We start from the raw sequence: 15,258 nt of genomic DNA, 5'->3' as shown, positions 1-15,258 counted from the left end.
TCGATCATGATCGGCTGGGCAGCGGGCGGACGAGGGCCTACCGGCCGTAGGGCTGATAGGGGTAGCGGCTGTAGTAGTCGCCGAGCTGCTGGCGATAGGTGGGGTCCTTGTAGGTGTTCTCGTCGAACTCCGGAGCGTCCTTGATCTCTTCCTTCGTGCGAGCGACGTAGACCTTTCGCTCTTGCTGATCGATCCGGGTGATGGTGCCGGCGGGCAGAACGACCTTCTTGCCGAAAATCCAGAACCCGGTGTCGACGACGATGTAGCTCTCGCCGACCGCACTACTCTCCTCGTCCACCGTACCGATCTTGCCGTCGGTGGCCTCGACGTCGAAGCCCACCAGGCTGACGTCCGTGCCGGAGTCGATGCCTTCGCGGTAGCTCCACGGTTCACTCATCTCGCCACCCCCTGGTTGTCGACGCTGTGGCCGGTCAGCTACCCGGCCAAGCCGCACCAAACGCTCAGTCCTGGGGGCGCCGTGGCGCCCCGCCCGTTCGTGAGGAGCGATCAAGTGGCCGCCCACGCCGCCTTCGGCCAGACAGCGGAAGCCCTGCCGGAACCGCGACGACGGCGGTGTGGCGCGTCCCAGTGGTTGAGGTCGCCCACGACCGAGATCGGGCCGGGGAGGTCGGCGGGCAGGGTGAAGATGACCTCATGGAGGGTCTCCTATCGCGTCTGCTGGGCGGGCGCGGGCCTGGGCGGGGACGGATGTCGCGCCGGCGCCGGTGGAGCATCCGGTCTCGCTCGTCGGCCACGGCAGGGCACCGCGGGCGCTGACGGCAAGCCGTGTGACATCGGGTGAGGCCGGCTTGATCAACCCTTGCGCGTCTGCCTGGCGACGCTCCACATCGGTGGAGGCATCTGGATCCCCGGCTGAGCCGCAGGCAACGAAACCTTGGCGGTTCGCGCGCCGTGCCGAGAGCGTTTGTCCTGGTGGTGAGGGAAATTGTCTGGTAGGCGAAGAAGGGGCGGTCGTCATGGGCGAGATCGGCGTGCCGGGGGCGCAGGCGTGGCCGCTGCGCGTCTCGATGCGCAGCGGCTCTTCGGCTGTCGTGATCGCCCTGCAGGGGCAGTTGGACCTGTCTACCAGGGCGCTGCTGACCGGGGAGGTGGTCATGGCGCTGGCCCAGCCGGCGTCGCGTCCGCCCGCCGTGATCGTGGATCTGTCCGAGCTGGTGTTCTGCGACTCCTCAGGGCTGAGCGCGCTGATCGGCGCTCGTTGGCGGATGGAGGCCGCCGGGGGTCGCCTGGTACTGGCTGGGGCGCGCGGCATGGTCGAGCGGCTCCTGCGCCGTACGTGCCTGGACCACGTCTTCGACTGCCACCAGACGGTGTCCGACGCCGAGTTCGCGCTGGCCGCCCCTTCCCCCGCCTGAGCGCACATACCCGCGCAGAAGGCTGCGGCTCGTGCGTATGTCCGGAGCCCACCGGCCGCGGTGCCGCTCCCTGATGGATCACCGCGGACCCGGCCGAAAGCAGGTCGTGATCACCACGACCAGGATGGCTCCAGGCACGCCATCCACAACCGCCGCTCGACCTGCGAGCCTGGCTGCCCTGCTACAAGCAAGCGGCCGTACCCGAAGGACTGCACTGGCCACGTGGACAAGAGGCCCAGGTGGACGGGTGGCGGGATCGTCTTCCGCAGGTGGAAGGGCAAGGCCAAGCTCACCCTTCAATGGACCGACCCCGCCCTCCAGCCCGAGGAACGCCTCGAAGCGAAGCAGCGGGCCATGCAGGCATACGCCGAGTGGATGACCGACCCGCTCACGTGGCGGCTCGCCGGGCTCCCGCCAAGCTGCCGGCGCAGCAGCCGCCCCGGCATGGACGGCCCAGCACGATCTTGGGCCTGTGCCCGCACAATCTCTCTGCGACAACTACTCAAGATTTCTTGGAAGGATCGCATGCTTGCGGGCAAACAACGGTGTGATCACTGCTTCCGACGTCTTCGAGGCCGTCTTCGAAGCTCATTACGAGGAGATCCGGCGCTACATCGGGCGCAGGCTCGACCTCGACGTGGCCGAGGATCTCGCCGCGGAGACGTTCCTCATCGCCTTCAGGCAACGTGAACGCTTCGACTTGGCCATGGGCGGGGTCAGGCCGTGGCTGTACGGCATCGCGACCAACCTCATCGGCCGCCACCGGCGCGCCGAGGTGCGCAAGTACCGCGCCATGGCCAGGACGGGGCCGCCACCTGACGACGAGGGACACGACCAGCGGATCGTGGACAGGCTCAGCGCGAGCGTGACGGTCGACCGGCTGGCGGGGGCGCTGGCGCGGCTGTCGAAAGGGGAGCGCGATGTGGTGCTCCTCATCGCGTACGGCGGGCTGGGCTACGACGAGGTGGCGGCGGCGCTCAGGATCGCCTCGGGGACGGTCGCGTCCCGGTTGAGCAGGGCCAGGACCAAGCTGCGTGAGGTGTTGGGATGAACGAGTTCCAGGTCATCGACTCGGTGATGCCCGATGTGCCGCCCTCGTCGGCCGATCAGTTGGCGGCGGCGCGGGAGAGGGTATTCGCGACTGCACAGGTTCTCCCGGCTTCCAGGGCGCGGGCGGGCGGAAGGTCGTGGACGGGGACGGCGCTCGTCGCGGCGGCTGTCGTGCTCGTGGCCGGCGCGGTGGTGGCCCTCGTGCCTCGACATGCGGTGGAGCCGGTCGCGGTCACGCCCATGCAGAAACTGGAAGCCGCGGCCGCCAGGCTGGCGGCGGCGCCGGAGGCGAAGGGCCGCTACTGGCGACGTGACACCGAGGACGTCATGCGGACGAAGAACGGCCCTCCCTACAAGGTCGAGGAACGGGCCATGGAAGTGCTCGCCTTCGGGCCCAACCGCGAGGTCTACGGCTGGCGCGAGCCGATATCGTCGAAGCCGTACACGGCCGAGGGTCTGAAGGCGTGGCGACGGGACGGCTCCCCCCAGCTGTGCCCCGCCCGGGGGTGCGACAAGAACATGCCCGCATATGCCTCGGCGGACCTGGATCTGGGGCTGGAGCTCGCCGATGGGCTGAAGCCGACGCTGACGGAGCTGCGGAGCCTCCCCAAGGAGCCGGCGGCGCTCAGGGCGCAGCTGCTGGAAAGCTTCGACTCTCAAGTGGCCGCCGAGCGCGAGGCGTGGCTCAGGACGGCCGCCTCGCGGCTCATCACCTCACCAGCGACGCCTGGCACCAGGGCCGCCGCCTATCTTCTCCTGGCGAATTCGCCGGACGTCAAGGTGGTCGACGACATTCCCGGAACGTTCGGGCTCGACGGGCTGGCCATCCAATTCACGGGAGGGCAGATCGTGATCGACCGCAGGACCGGCCAGTTGCTCGGGGAGCAAGGTCTGACTCCCGAGGGCGTTCCCTGGCGCGCCGAGATCGTCAGGAAGGTGGGCTGGAGCGATGTGCCGCCGGTGCCGCCGGCGAAATGCGTCCGCTGTACGGCCCGGCTCTAGAACACGCAGACGCTGCTGACCTATTACCAACCCGAAAACGACAAGAACGCGCCCGCCTGCACTGGCGGGCGCGTTCAGAGTGCTGGTGGTAAAACCCGCGGTGGCCGGGCCGCAGGTCGTGCCAGCCACCGCGGGCAGAGAACGCCACTTTGCTGGGGACGGGTGAGCGGGTGCGCGAGCACATCTGCCTCATCGCAAGACGGTCCCCGCCGAGCTGGGGCATCACGCTGCGCTACTACGCCCTCAACGGCGCCGATCACCGCAGCCACGACGAGCAGAACGCGGCGATCGGTGCCTACGTGCGCTGGCGCAACGCCCGAGCCCAGCTCAAACGAGCTTCGCCGCCAGCTCACCGATCAGAAACTGGTTACCCGGCCAAGGTTGCCTGAGGGGCCTGGAAATACTGAGTGCGCTGCTGCAGCAACCAACGCTCGACATCCTCATCCGTGGCATCGACATACGGCTCTTCGGCCAGACACTCCAGGAGTTCGTCGCGCTCCGGATGATCACTTGCCGCCACCATCGATCGCACCGCGACCACACCGCCAGCGAGAACAGCCCACAGATCCAGACCCATCTCCGTGTCGAAGTTAGCGATCTTCGCGCTCCACTGCAGCCAGGCATCATCGACGCAGCGATGCTCGGCCAGCAAAAACATGCCAAGTCTCAGCCCGCCGGACACACCCCAGAACTCTTCAGCCTCCCGAATATCCTGCTGCAGCAGGAACTTCAGCAAAGCCCGATCAGCAGCCCGTGGATCGAACAGAATCGCAGCCAACACCGCCACACGACGTTCGGCGTTGGCGTCCCAGGCGTCGTCATCCTCGGCGGGGGCGAAGCCCAGACCGGACCAAGACTCCGGGTCAGCCCGCAGGACCTCCAGCAACTGCCGACTCTCCGCATCAGGCTCATCCATCGCGCGTCATCCTAGGCCCCGGAAGCCGGCAGGATGCCAGCCCCCTCGTCAGCGCGTTGGGCCGGCTGCAACCCGCCAAGTCACGGCGACCGCTCTCGGAGCAGCCCGGTCAGTACAGGTGATCAACCGATCCGACGATGGCGGGGACCGCATAGTGGGCAGGTGACAGGTGTACCGAGGTAGCCCGTTCCGCGAGAGCGAGCGCCCTCGTGATCCGCATCCGGTAGTAGTCAGGAGCCTCCTCTTCGACAGGCATGCCCAGGTCCCGCATGTGAGCCAGGAGCCGGTCGGGGTCGCTGCCCTGCCGCCAGTCGGGAAGGTATGGCTCGAACCGGGTGACCACCACACCATTGGCCATATAGACGAAGTCCTCGTCGTTCAAGCCGGCGAACACCGTCGCTGCTTCGGTACCTCGGGAAAATGCCTCCGGCAGTTCGGCGTACCCGTAGTCGACCAGAACGACCCCTCCATAGGCCGCATAGGCTGCGACGCCCCATTCGCCAGAGATGTCCCCTGGGGTGGCACCGATCCGGCGCAGAGCCTCCTCAGCGGACAGATTCCGCACGAACGTGGCACAGATTCCGTCGCTCTCCTTCGCACACGCCTCTACGAACCAGGCGTAGTCCTCCGCCGGCCTATCGCTCATCGGCGCGGCACCGACCGGGTGGTCATACCAGGTGAGCAGAGACCGGCGACAACCGCCGCGACAAAGGGCAGCCCGACGACAAGAGCGCTGATCCATGACCATGGGGTTTCGAATGGAACCCGGGGCACCGGTTCCCAGTCGATCGAGACCGTCATCGGCCACACCAGCAACAGGCCGATAGCGCACCCAGCAGTCGCGCCCATCCCCGTGCCGCAGGCTGCGCTGAGTCCAGCTCGGCACGCGGCGAACAACCGCAGGCTCGCGGTGGAGCCGCCGCCGACCCGTAGAAGTACGCGTCTCGACCGGGAACTGGCGGCCGCCCTGCCGGTCGCGGCCAATGCGCCACCGAGGGCGACGACGACGTTGAGCAGAAGTTCCCCTTCAGGTGTGTGACGGCCGATGTCCCACATAGGCCGGATCGGCGTTGCACGGCCCCCATCTTCGGCGGGCAACGGGCGAAGTTCAGCTAATGGCCCGCTAGTGGCCCGACGATCATCCCGGCAGGGCATGCCGCTGTCATGCTTGCGATCACTCTCCGAGGCTGTTCACATCCCATGCCAGCCGGATCGATGGCTTGGTTTGGAGCCTGACGGGCTCCTTGCTCGGGTCCCTGAACCACAGCACAAGACCTTCATAGTCTGGCTGATGCTGCTCAACGGCGAGCCGTCCGAGAGGACGAAGTCTGCTCACGTAAGCGATTTCTTCCTCGTCCGCGTAGAGGCTGATGTACGCCTCACCCGCCACGGGGTCGATGGAGAAGAGGACCGACGTCGCACCTCGGTTGAGGTGAAAGGAGTGGAGACCAACCGGCCAGTGCAGGTCGTCATGCTGGCGTTCCGGTTCGCCTTCAAAGAGCCAGATCAAGTCGGCGAGCTCGGGGATCTCCATGCGGTGAAGATACTTTATGTCGTTCGATCAACGGCCAGCGCTCATATGGAGAGCCGCGGCGACCCGACGCACACCTCGCCGGTCTGATCATCCTCAGACGTTCGGTAGCCGCCAGCGCGCCCTCGGTAGGCCAGGGCGTCGCCACGAGTGCCGTCGCGATCGAGTAGGAAGCCCATCCGCGCCACTTGTCGCGAGCAAAGCGCCTTACCAGCACGAAACAGGCGGCAGGGAGGGCGATGAATACGATCGGACTCGTGAGGTTGTGGATGGAACCGCCCAGGCTCGCGACAGCGGGCGTCGCCGTAGGGTAGCCGAGGGCCGGGTCCGTCACGAAGGACCGATGGCGATAAGGCCGAGCCCGACGATGAAGAACAGGATCGGTCCCCAATAGGGAGCCGGCCCCAGTCCGCAAAACGCGCCTGAGGCCCTCCGCGAAGCACAGCGTGAGCAATCCGTAGAGCATGAAGTTGACGATCTGTATCCAGCAGGAACTCCTTCGCTTGGCCGAAGTCGAGAAAGACGCCCGCGTCCACGACGCCCGCACACCGCCGCGACTCTCCTCATCGAACGGGGCGTGGACATCAGCGTCGTCCAGGAAATCCTCGGTTACTCACAACTGACCACGACCAGGCGCTACACCCACATCACAGCGACACTTTCAACAGAGGCAGCAGCTCGCATGGGCCGGACTCTCTGGGGCCAAATGCGACTGGGCGGGCTTCCAGATCATGGAGATCGGGGAGTCCGCCCAGGTCGTTGGTGGTAGGGCGCTCGGGGCTCGAACCCGGAACCTACGGATCAAAATCCGACAGAAATTATGCCGGGCCCTGCCGCACCGTATTTTAATTTATCGCTCTGTCTGCACATGTCGGTACCCAGAATGTCCAAGGATGCCGCCCGGTGATATGCCATATCAGGTACCGACGGGTGGCGTTCCTTGATCGTTCCTATTCGCATGAGATTTACGAGCTGTTATCCTCGCAGCCCGCAGGAGGGTTTGATCGGGCACTCGGCCCATGCCGCTCGCTGCCTGGCCCGGGCCGCTCCGCTGCATACTGTCTCGGTCTCGGTCACGGACCCCGGGCGAATCACCGACCTGAACATACGCCGCCGAGACCGGCTCGGCTGAGGATGTTCAGGTCAATGTGGTGTCCGGGTTGTCGCAGTGCCCCGACTCATAGGCGTAATCGTCTATGCCCATCATTATCGGGTGGGGTAGAGGTGGCTTCTCGGGTCTCCTTCGTCGCGTTCGACCAGGATAAGGGCCTGTTCGGCCTGGTGCGCGGCCGCTTCCAGTCGTAGCGGGGATGAGCCGTATGGCTATTGTGTGTTCATCTCGCCTGGTTTCGCACAGATTCCGGTTCGGGTTGAGCGAAGACCGTGGGTGCTGTTACCTTCGCACGGTGGACGACAGGCGTGCACGGGCGGAGATAATCGAGGATTTCGCAACTACCCTGCGGGAACTGCGCAATGCGGTCGGTAATCCGCCTTTCCGGGAGATGTCCGGCCGGTCGGGGGCGATTTCTCACACGACGTTGCACGAAGCCACGAAGGGTAACCGGCTCCCGAGTTGGGAGACCACCGTCGAGTTCGTCAAGGCGTGCAACGCGGACCCGGCCACGTACCGCGAACTCTGGGAGAGAGCGAACAGGGCGATCAGATCAGCGAGCGCCGGGAATCCCTCAATGCGCGTGGACACATCGGGGGACCGTCCGTCTGGTGGACTCGCAGTCTCCGCCACAGGCGCCGCGGAGCTTCGTACCGTGCACCTCGCCAGCAGGCCGCAAGCGCCCCGGTCGGCTGGCGAGACCTCGGCATTCGTGCGTACGCCGCCGCCACCGTCCGACGAGCTCGCGGGCGACGTCCAGCCTCCGCTCCCTGCACCGGGGAGCAGAAGGCGATTACGGCTGACCCGCCCGGCCGCGTTCGCGGCAGCGGCTGTCATCATGGGGGCAGCGGTCCTCGTCGTGGCCGCCGTCAATCGCGGCTCCACACCCGAGGGACACAGTCTGAACCCGACCGGCAGCCCATCGATTGCCGCGCCGCCCCCAGTCGATTGCCCAGTGCGTTCGACCAACCCGCCTTGGGCCCCGCCGCTGCACAAAGGTGATGCGGCCGTGTTCATCGAGGATGTCACGCTTGCCGACTGCACGCGCGTCCGTCCCGGCAAGACCATGACCAAGGTATGGCGGCTCAAGAACGCCGGGGCCGTGCCGTGGAAGGGATATTCGCTGCGGCGCCTCGACGTCACGCAGCAAGCTGATCAATGCCAGACCATTCCCGACGTGCCGATCAAGGACACGCAACCTGGCGAGACGGTCGACATCCGGACCGTCATCACCACGCCCAAGAAGCCGGGCTTGTGCTACGTGCGATTCAAGATGGTGGACGCTTCGGGAGCGGTCGTGTTCCCCGGAAGCCGGCCGATCAACTTCCAGATCATCGTCGATGGAAACTAGTTCCCCGCCGTGCGTGACACGGCGGGGAACTAGAGTCGTACGGTCTCAGGGGGGTCAGGAGCTGAGAACGATCCCCGTGTAGTAGTGCTGGAGGATCCTGGAGTAGTTCCAGCCCGCTCTGGCCTTATCGCGAGAGCCGTTCTGCGACATCCAGTCGCCATCGACCCAATTTCCGCACGCCGTCGTCGTAGCGCAGTATTGGGCTCGGAAGATCTTCCCGTTGCGAGTCAGCCGGGCGCCCCAAGTAGCGTCCACCGCGACGCTCGTCACCGCCTTCGCGGAGCCGGGCTTGTACACCTGACTCGACGTGTGGTCGTAGACGTCGAAGCACTGGCCGCTCGCCGTCTTGCGGTTGGAGTGCAGCGCCCAGTACCAGCCGAAGTTCTTCACGGCCATCGCCCCGGCCTTGAGGGACTCGCTCGGCCAGCTCGACACCCACTCGTTGGGCAGGACGTTCTTGACGTAGGTCTTGAACTCCACCCGCTCCACACGATCGAGGGACTTCCGGTACACGAGGATCGTCGTGGGCAGCTTGGTGTCCGTGCCGTCGGTCTTGCACCCGGTCGGCGTCGGCGGTGCGGAACTCAGGAACTGGTGCGAGGCGTTCTGGTTCTTGAGGTCGGGGTTCAGGTTGCCTTTGGTGCCTGGGGCGAAGTCCTGGTAGGTGCCGGCGTGGCCGCTGTTGAAGTAGACGCGGACGGTCTTGCTGCTGCGGTTCCAGGCGGAGGCGGCGGCGTTCTTGATGCATTCGCCCTTGCCGTTGCCGGGTCCCTTGAAGTCGTAGCAGGTGGGCTGTGTGGTGGCGTAGTCGTCGATCGATCCGGTGAAGTCGGAGACCGATCCTTGGTTGTTGCTGTTGAAGTAGTAGCAGAACTCGCCGGTATCGCAGATGCCGTCGCGGTTCGCGGCCGAGGCGGGCGATGCGGTGGCGAGGACCGTCCCGCCGAGCGCCATCGCGGCGGTCGCCGCGGCGAGCCGCGAGATCAGCCGGACATTTCGTAAAGGCACAGTTGTCGTCCTCTTCTTGTCAGTGGCCGCTAAGCGTTATCGGATGCTGTAGCCCTGGGAGTTCCAGAACGAGGTCGGGTTCGGGTTCTCCAGGTGCGGGTCGCCGACGCTCTTGGCCGCACGCGTGTACCGTCCGGGACGCATCTCGACGTGGGTGTGTGCGGATGAACGGCTCGACACTCCATGCCACGACTCGGTGGCGATGATCTGGCCGCGGCTGACCTGCTGGCCCACGCGCAAGGAGGACAGCGGAGCGGAATGCAGGTAGATCACCGTCTTGTTTAATGCGGCGTTGTAGATGGCGATCGTGGAAAGTCCCGCCCTGCCGGTGTATCCGCGTGCAACGTTGATGACCTCGCCCGCCACCAGGTTGTGAACATTCGAGCCCACACCGCGGGCGATGTCGATGCCTTCGTGCCGGCCGGAGGTGGAGGTGTAACCGTCGAACCCGCAGGTGATCGTGCCGCTGGCCGTGTAGAGCGAGAACGACATGTTGCTGCGCGACGATGATGACGGGCTGAACTGGTGCGAGGCGTTCTGGTTCTTGAGGTCGGGGTTCAGGTTGCCTTTGGTGCCTGGGGCGAAGTCCTGGTAGGTGCCGGCGTGGCCGCTGTTGAAGTAGACGCGGACGGTCTTGCTGCTGCGGTTCCAGGCGGAGGCGGCGGCGTTCTTGATGCATTCGCCCTTGCCGTTGCCGGGTCCCTTGAAGTCGTAGCAGGTGGGCTGTGTGGTGGCGTAGTCGTCGATCGATCCGGTGAAATCGGAGACCGATCCTTGGTTGTTGCTGTTGAAGTAGTAGCAGAACTCGCCGGTATCGCAGATGCCGTCGCGGTTCGCGGCCGAGGCGGGCGATGCGGTGGCGAGGACCGTCCCGCCGAGCGCCATCGCGGCGGTCGCCGCGGTGAGGATCCTGGCTAGCGTTCTCATGCTGTTCTCCTTCTGTCTGCGGAGCTGGGATTCTGAATGGTCTGCGGAGCCTGGGTTTCGGATGGACGAGTCAGCGGCGCTGGTACTCCTCCCAGGTGCGGATGGTCACCTTCGGGCCGTCGTCCGGGCCACGGCCGGCGAGTCCGTTCAGGCCGAGGTAGTAGTCACCGATCTGGTGCTGGGCCTGGCCGGAGAGACTTGTGTCGCTGATGGCAGCGGCGTGGATGTGCCACGGCCAGTTGTCTTGCTGGGGGCTACGCAGCCATGCGGCGAAGCCGACAAGGCGCAACGCGCGGACGACCGCGGTGCGGGTGGCGGAATTCATCCCCTTTACCGAGATGTCGACGACGCCGCCGCCATCGTGGGTGCCCGCGGACGTGGGGTCGCCGCCGGGGTTGTTCGAACCCTGATCCAGCTTGAGGTCGCGGCCGAGCAGCCGCTTGGCCTCCGCCAGCATGCTTCGCGTGCGGGTGTTGACGACGAAACCGCCGGTCGACACCGGGGTGCCCGGGTCGATGACGTCGGTGACCTTGAATCGGCCGGCACCAAGCTTGGTGAGCGACGTCTTGCCCGGCAGGCCGTTGGCGTCGAGACCAGTAAAGCCGAGCGACTTCTGGTAGTTCGCGTAGGCGGTGACCGTTGTGGTGCCGAAGTAGCCGTCCACCCACTTCGCGTCGAGGAAGCTTCGGTCGCGCAGCGCCTGCTCAACGAGGAGCACGCTGTCCTCGGCGCCCGGGGTCAGCGTGCTGTCGGGCCGCCGCGGGTCGATCTGGGCCGCCTTGACAGTGGCTTCCATATTCACGCTCGGAAGGGCCTCAGCGTCGGCCGCCTGTGCCGCCGACGCCCCGGACACTCCAGTCAGCGAAGCGAACAGGACGGCCGCCGTGAGGGCAGCGGCGCATGAGGGCAGCTTCATTCGTTACTCCTGGTTCAGGGGCTGGGGCGATTCCTGCGTGGCGGAATCCAACGTTTCGGTTCGCTCACGTGTCCGCTAGAAGATCGGTGTTGTCAGCCTGTTCGACAGGCTCCTCCGTACGGGCGTACGCGCCGTTTGACAGGTGATCCGATGGCGAGAAACGCCAGCTCAGACCGGGTTATGAGCGGTACATGGGCTCGCGTTCGTCCAAGATGACCCCACAGATGCCTGAGGCGGCCGCTTACGAGGGCGGCTCGGTTCTCGAACGCTCCGCGAACGGCCGGCGGGTCCCGTTGCCGCTCGATGCGGGGCTTGCGTAACTGAGGCCGATATGGCCGCACTACAGCAGGCCGACGACTTGCGGGCTCAACTGGCTGCGGTCGGGAACCGGCTGCGGAGTCCGGCCACCAGGAGCGGCCGCGGCGGCTGATGGCCGACGGCCGGCTCCGACACGAAGGGACCGGGCTTTGCGCGAGCGCTGGCCGCTCAGCTCATGGCAACGCACAACCCAGCGAGTACGAAAGACCTGCCCTAGCCGCCAAGGCGGATGATCCCCCGCGTGGCCGCCACGGTCACGGCGGCGGTGCGGTCGTCGACGTCGAGCTTGGCGAAGATGTGCAGCAGGTGGGTCTTGACCGTGGCCTCGCTGATGCACAGGTGGGCGGCAATGGCCTTGTTGCTCATCCCCTGGGCGACCGCGCCCAGGACCTCGATCTCCCGGCCGCTGAGGGCGCCGGGCGCGTCGGCGCGCGCCCACGACACCATCCGGGTCGCGATCGCCGGCGACAGGGCGCTCTCCCTCGGGCCGCCGCTCTGATGGCGTCGAACAACTGCTCGCGGTGGGTGTCCTTGAGCAGGTAGCCGATCGCTCCGGCGTCGATGGCACGGAAGATGTCGTTGTCGGTGTCATAGGTGGTCAGGACGATCACCCTGGCGCGGGGGTCGTGCTCGCGGATCCGGCTGATCGCTGTCGCGCCATCGAGCTCGGGCATCTGCAGGTCCATCAGCGTGACATCCGGCCGCAGGTCACCCGCGAGCCGTACTGCGTCCGAGCCTGAGACCGCCTCGCCGACCACCTCCAGATCGTCCTGGGTGCCGAGCATCGCCCGGATGCCGTCACGGGCCACCGGGTGGTCGTCGGCGATCAGGACCCGGATCGCGACCCGCGCGGGCGTCGCGCCACCGCCGGGAGGCTGGCCACGATCGTGGTGCCCTCCCCGGATGCGCCCTCCGCGAGGAGCGTGCCGCCGAGCTGCTCCATCCGCTCAAGCATGATCAGTAGGCCGTGGCCGGCGGCGGCCCGCTCGGGATCGAAGCCGTCGCCGTCGTCGTGGACATCCAACACGACCAGGTCCTCCGATTCGGCGGTCCGATCGAGCGAACGGAGGACTGGAAGGTGTGGAATCCATCCTCAGGCAGGCCGGTGTTCGGGACGCCAGAGTGCGTGACGCGAGACACACGGCGGCCGCCCTCCTGATCGAGCAAGGCGTCCACATCAGCGTCGTTCAGGAAATCCTCGGGCACACCAGGGTCACCACCATCGAGCGGTACACACGTCGCCACCATGCAGATGAAGGTCGCGAGCGGCCGCATGGACTCGGCCCTCTGGGGATAACTGCAACCGGGACACCAGAAAGGCCCTCACCCGGTTTCGGGCGAGGGCCTCTTTACTGCGGAGGATCGGGGATTTGAACCCCGGATGGTGTTGCCACCAAACCGCATTAGCAGCTAGGAGCTTGATCGTCCGGGGCGTTCCATGTGGTCCGATGCGGCTGGGCTGTCTTCCTGGAACCGGGTGGTACGGCGTGGAATTGCAACCCAAACTGCAACCCGTGTCGATCTTCGATCGTGCCAGCGGACACCTTGTCTCCTGACCATCCGGTCTGCCGTCGACACGCCTCTGCTCGGCTTGTCCCCGGGTCGATGGCGGGCGAGCGTCTGGCCGGGGCGCGCCGGTGTGATTCACACGAGATCTCGTGGTGCGAAGATCCACCGAGACCTCCGGCGCGGGCCGGGGACTATCAGGAGGTTTCCCCTCGATGAGGCGATGGATCGCTACGACGACCGTCATGCTGACTATGCTTCCCATGCTCTCCGGGCCCGCCACCGTGGCGCACGCCGGGCTCGCACCAGCCGACCCGGTCGAAGCGCTCAAACGGCAACTCGTCGCGAATCACGGCGTGCGGATGACGAACGTGCACACGACCACGCTGGAGGGCGAGAAGCTGAAGTTCTGGGAGAAGGGCGTCGCCGAGTTCGGCAAAGGCAAGATCATTGCCACTGACATCACGTACGACTCCGAGATGAGGACGACCCCGACACGGTTGATCACCTTCGACGGCCGTCAGTTCCGCAAGGACAAGAAGGGCAAGATCAAAAGCTGGGTGGTCAGCACGTACAAGGACACTAAGCCCGAATTGGACGTGAGCTGGCTCAAGATCGCAGACCCCGCGGTGCTGAAGGCAGTTCTCGCCACCACAAGGGTCAAGCGCCCGGCGGGCCGCTACGACGGCACTCGCACGACGCTCTACCAGGGCACCATCACATGGGGTCAGCTAGTCAAGGCGGGGGCTGAGTTCCCCTTCAACATTTCCAGAAACTGGAAGCCCACCGAGAAGGAAGCACAGATCAAGGTCGAGTGGCGGCTCTGGCTCGGGACCGACCAGCTCTTGCGCAGGGCCGTGGGCTGGTTCAGCAGGAAGACCAGCGACGGTGATGGCCCCTACACGTACGTCCACGACACACGCGTGACCGGCTGGGGATCCACAATCCACGTCACTCCGCCCCCCGCTGATGAGGTAATCACCGAGAAGGAGGCGAACGACATCCTCGCGAAGGAATACGGCTTCAGGGAGTAACCACAACCCGTGCGGCGGGCGGCCCTTCAGCGATACACGCTGTTGATGGAGCGTTTGTTGTGGAGCTTAGGAGATTCGAAGTCCTGACACCCTGCTTGCAAAGACGGACGCCGATCTTGCTCAGCATGCGAAGGCGCAGCTCAGCAAGCAGGTCGCATTCCCCGTGACTCCCCGCTATTCCCTCGGTTCCCGCTCCATCGGGCACGCAGCGGGAACGCCAGCCACATCGTCCGGTGGGCAGGGGCTGAGGAACGAAGCCCTGGACCTTCGATCGCCCCAGCCAGCTACGGCGGCCGGCCACCGAAGGGCGATCGTAAGTGCGGAACCGACTGCCGACGGTTTTACAGGGCGCCGACGTCACCTTTGATCAAAAGTGTGTGATCTGGTGATACAGCTCTCAACGGATCTTGTGTGCCCCTGGCCATCCCGCGTATATCCCGGATCTTGAGATTAAGTCTCCCGCGTGCCCCTCACGTGGCGTTCTGAGATTGGAACAGCGTTGAGGCAACGAACCATGACGAACCATGCTGTTGAGGCAGGATGAGCGGCATGCCGAAGAGTCCGCCTGAGGAGATAAGGCAGTACCTGCGTCAGCGCCTGAACGATCACGCTCGGTCCCGATGGCAGGTGGCCGGCATCGACGCGCGCTTTCGAGGAGAGTTCGCTTACATTAAGGCGCGCCTACGGGGCGGTGCCTATGCGAGGTTGTGCCGTCTGCGCTTCACTGGCCTTCCGCATACCTGGGGCTTTGCCCTCTACCTTCCTGGCGAAGACCTATACCAAGACAGCCTTCTGCCCGATGGTTCCCCCTCTGGCTCCCCCGAGGAGGCACTCGATTGCGCGTGCGCCTTTCAGTTCGCAGACCCTGATGTCCCCGCGCCGGTTCCACCGCCCTTCCACTTCCAGCGGACTGACGAGGCTCCTAGAGAGCGGAGTCGGGCCGATGGCTGGCGTCTTCTTCCACCTCAGCCACCTCCGGACCTTCGGAGATAAGCACCCCCTTAGCGATCATCCCCGAGCCGGAGCACCCCACCGGGGGCAATTCCGAGTCGCGGGTCAGTCACTCGGGAAGGGCAAGTCCATGTTGCTTGAGCGCCGTACGGGCCCGGCGGAGGCATTTCCTCTGCGGACTCCGCGTCGACACGAAACGAGGTCACGTCCACGGACGTGGTGTATGAATCGATCTTCGCGTGATCCTGTTTATGCAGGTTA

The 15,258-nt window shown here is 65.6% G+C and carries 17 protein-coding genes and 1 pseudogene; 8 read left to right on the top strand and 10 right to left on the bottom strand.

Going from position 1 to position 15,258, the window contains the following annotated elements:
- Positions 1-37: 37 nt before the first annotated feature.
- Entirely contained in the window at positions 38-397 is a 360-nt protein-coding gene (locus tag ACFSKW_RS14240; RefSeq protein ID WP_379572696.1) for a PRC-barrel domain-containing protein, read from the bottom strand.
- A gap of 580 nt (positions 398-977) precedes the next feature.
- Here ACFSKW_RS14240 and ACFSKW_RS14235 point away from each other — a divergent pair.
- The 4 genes from ACFSKW_RS14235 (at position 978) to ACFSKW_RS14220 (ending at position 3,817) form a co-directional block, all read left to right on the top strand.
- Complete coding sequence (locus ACFSKW_RS14235; RefSeq protein WP_379572695.1) at positions 978-1,376, top strand: STAS domain-containing protein; 399 nt, start codon at positions 978-980, stop codon at positions 1,374-1,376.
- A 529-nt stretch (positions 1,377-1,905) separates the two neighbouring features.
- Positions 1,906-2,427 (top strand): RNA polymerase sigma factor, encoded by a 522-nt coding sequence (locus ACFSKW_RS14230; RefSeq protein WP_379572694.1) that lies wholly within the window; start codon positions 1,906-1,908, stop codon positions 2,425-2,427.
- Complete coding sequence (locus ACFSKW_RS14225; protein WP_379572693.1) at positions 2,424-3,428, top strand: hypothetical protein; 1,005 nt, start codon at positions 2,424-2,426, stop codon at positions 3,426-3,428. Before ACFSKW_RS14230 ends, ACFSKW_RS14225 begins: the two co-directional genes overlap by 4 nt.
- 170 nt (positions 3,429-3,598) lie before the next feature.
- Positions 3,599-3,817 (top strand): hypothetical protein, encoded by a 219-nt coding sequence (locus ACFSKW_RS14220; protein WP_379572692.1) that lies wholly within the window; start codon positions 3,599-3,601, stop codon positions 3,815-3,817.
- On the opposite strand, the gene ACFSKW_RS14215 is transcribed toward ACFSKW_RS14220, so the two are convergent.
- From ACFSKW_RS14215 to ACFSKW_RS14200, 4 genes are all read right to left on the bottom strand, one after another.
- The gene (locus ACFSKW_RS14215; RefSeq protein ID WP_379572691.1) at positions 3,796-4,344 is read right to left on the bottom strand and encodes a hypothetical protein; all 549 of its coding nucleotides are present in this window, start codon (positions 4,342-4,344) and stop codon (positions 3,796-3,798) included. The two genes, ACFSKW_RS14220 and ACFSKW_RS14215, sit on opposite strands and share 22 nt — an antisense overlap.
- A gap of 109 nt (positions 4,345-4,453) precedes the next feature.
- Entirely contained in the window at positions 4,454-4,990 is a 537-nt protein-coding gene (locus tag ACFSKW_RS14210; protein ID WP_379572690.1) for a DUF6461 domain-containing protein, read from the bottom strand.
- Positions 4,991-5,518: 528 nt separating this feature from the next.
- Complete coding sequence (locus ACFSKW_RS14205; RefSeq protein ID WP_379572689.1) at positions 5,519-5,878, bottom strand: hypothetical protein; 360 nt, start codon at positions 5,876-5,878, stop codon at positions 5,519-5,521.
- The gene (locus tag ACFSKW_RS14200) at positions 5,838-6,341 is read right to left on the bottom strand and encodes a DUF998 domain-containing protein (RefSeq protein ID WP_379572688.1); all 504 of its coding nucleotides are present in this window, start codon (positions 6,339-6,341) and stop codon (positions 5,838-5,840) included. Before ACFSKW_RS14200 ends, ACFSKW_RS14205 begins: the two co-directional genes overlap by 41 nt.
- 12 nt (positions 6,342-6,353) lie before the next feature.
- Between ACFSKW_RS14200 and ACFSKW_RS14195 the strand changes: the two genes are divergently transcribed.
- Both ACFSKW_RS14195 and ACFSKW_RS14190 read left to right on the top strand, forming a co-directional pair.
- Positions 6,354-6,644 (top strand): tyrosine-type recombinase/integrase, encoded by a 291-nt coding sequence (locus ACFSKW_RS14195; RefSeq protein ID WP_379573032.1) that lies wholly within the window; start codon positions 6,354-6,356, stop codon positions 6,642-6,644.
- Positions 6,645-7,995: 1,351 nt separating this feature from the next.
- The gene (locus ACFSKW_RS14190) at positions 7,996-8,337 is read left to right on the top strand and encodes an NBR1-Ig-like domain-containing protein (protein WP_379572687.1); all 342 of its coding nucleotides are present in this window, start codon (positions 7,996-7,998) and stop codon (positions 8,335-8,337) included.
- 54 nt (positions 8,338-8,391) lie between these two features.
- Here the strand turns inward: ACFSKW_RS14190 and ACFSKW_RS14185 are convergent, their stop codons facing one another.
- The 5 genes and pseudogenes from ACFSKW_RS14185 to ACFSKW_RS14165 form a co-directional block, all read right to left on the bottom strand.
- Complete coding sequence (locus tag ACFSKW_RS14185; RefSeq protein ID WP_379572686.1) at positions 8,392-9,345, bottom strand: SpoIID/LytB domain-containing protein; 954 nt, start codon at positions 9,343-9,345, stop codon at positions 8,392-8,394.
- A gap of 36 nt (positions 9,346-9,381) precedes the next feature.
- Complete coding sequence (locus tag ACFSKW_RS14180; RefSeq protein WP_379572685.1) at positions 9,382-10,272, bottom strand: peptidase inhibitor family I36 protein; 891 nt, start codon at positions 10,270-10,272, stop codon at positions 9,382-9,384.
- Between the two features lie 70 nt (positions 10,273-10,342).
- Positions 10,343-11,188, bottom strand: a complete 846-nt coding sequence (locus ACFSKW_RS14175) for a peptidoglycan-binding domain-containing protein (protein ID WP_379572684.1) — start codon at positions 11,186-11,188, stop codon at positions 10,343-10,345.
- Between the two features lie 531 nt (positions 11,189-11,719).
- Positions 11,720-12,291: pseudogene (locus ACFSKW_RS14170) on the bottom strand (response regulator).
- A gap of 41 nt (positions 12,292-12,332) precedes the next feature.
- Positions 12,333-12,539, bottom strand: a complete 207-nt coding sequence (locus ACFSKW_RS14165; RefSeq protein WP_379573031.1) for an ATP-binding protein — start codon at positions 12,537-12,539, stop codon at positions 12,333-12,335.
- A gap of 47 nt (positions 12,540-12,586) precedes the next feature.
- On the opposite strand from ACFSKW_RS14165, the gene ACFSKW_RS14160 reads away from it, so the two are divergent.
- Together ACFSKW_RS14160 and ACFSKW_RS14155 are read left to right on the top strand one after the other, a co-directional pair.
- Entirely contained in the window at positions 12,587-12,880 is a 294-nt protein-coding gene (locus tag ACFSKW_RS14160; protein WP_379572683.1) for a tyrosine-type recombinase/integrase, read from the top strand.
- 377 nt (positions 12,881-13,257) lie between these two features.
- A complete protein-coding gene (locus tag ACFSKW_RS14155) occupies positions 13,258-14,046 on the top strand; it encodes a hypothetical protein (RefSeq protein WP_379572682.1) in 789 nt (262 codons plus the stop codon).
- Positions 14,047-15,258: the final 1,212 nt, after the last annotated feature.

It is taken from the genome of Nonomuraea mangrovi (genome assembly GCF_042681425.1).
GTDB classification, from domain to species: Bacteria; Actinomycetota; Actinomycetes; order Streptosporangiales; family Streptosporangiaceae; genus Nonomuraea; species Nonomuraea mangrovi.
Note: the sequence above shows the minus strand (reverse complement) of the source record. Positions and strands in the feature narration are given on the sequence as shown.

What these genes read in the sequence shown, in the direction of transcription:
- ACFSKW_RS14235 (WP_379572695.1), top strand. Translation starts at nt 978, where the DNA reads ATGGGCGAGATCGGCGTGCCGGGGGCGCAGGCGTGGCCGCTGCGCGTC.
- ACFSKW_RS14210 (WP_379572690.1), bottom strand. Translation starts at nt 4,990, where the DNA reads ATGAGCGATAGGCCGGCGGAGGACTACGCCTGGTTCGTAGAGGCGTGT.
- ACFSKW_RS14240 (WP_379572696.1), bottom strand. Translation starts at nt 397, where the DNA reads ATGAGTGAACCGTGGAGCTACCGCGAAGGCATCGACTCCGGCACGGAC.
- ACFSKW_RS14200 (WP_379572688.1), bottom strand. Translation starts at nt 6,341, where the DNA reads ATGCTCTACGGATTGCTCACGCTGTGCTTCGCGGAGGGCCTCAGGCGC.
- ACFSKW_RS14180 (WP_379572685.1), bottom strand. Translation starts at nt 10,272, where the DNA reads ATGAGAACGCTAGCCAGGATCCTCACCGCGGCGACCGCCGCGATGGCG.
- ACFSKW_RS14215 (WP_379572691.1), bottom strand. Translation starts at nt 4,344, where the DNA reads ATGGATGAGCCTGATGCGGAGAGTCGGCAGTTGCTGGAGGTCCTGCGG.
- ACFSKW_RS14225 (WP_379572693.1), top strand. Translation starts at nt 2,424, where the DNA reads ATGAACGAGTTCCAGGTCATCGACTCGGTGATGCCCGATGTGCCGCCC.
- ACFSKW_RS14205 (WP_379572689.1), bottom strand. Translation starts at nt 5,878, where the DNA reads ATGGAGATCCCCGAGCTCGCCGACTTGATCTGGCTCTTTGAAGGCGAA.
- ACFSKW_RS14175 (WP_379572684.1), bottom strand. Translation starts at nt 11,188, where the DNA reads ATGAAGCTGCCCTCATGCGCCGCTGCCCTCACGGCGGCCGTCCTGTTC.
- ACFSKW_RS14155 (WP_379572682.1), top strand. Translation starts at nt 13,258, where the DNA reads ATGCTGACTATGCTTCCCATGCTCTCCGGGCCCGCCACCGTGGCGCAC.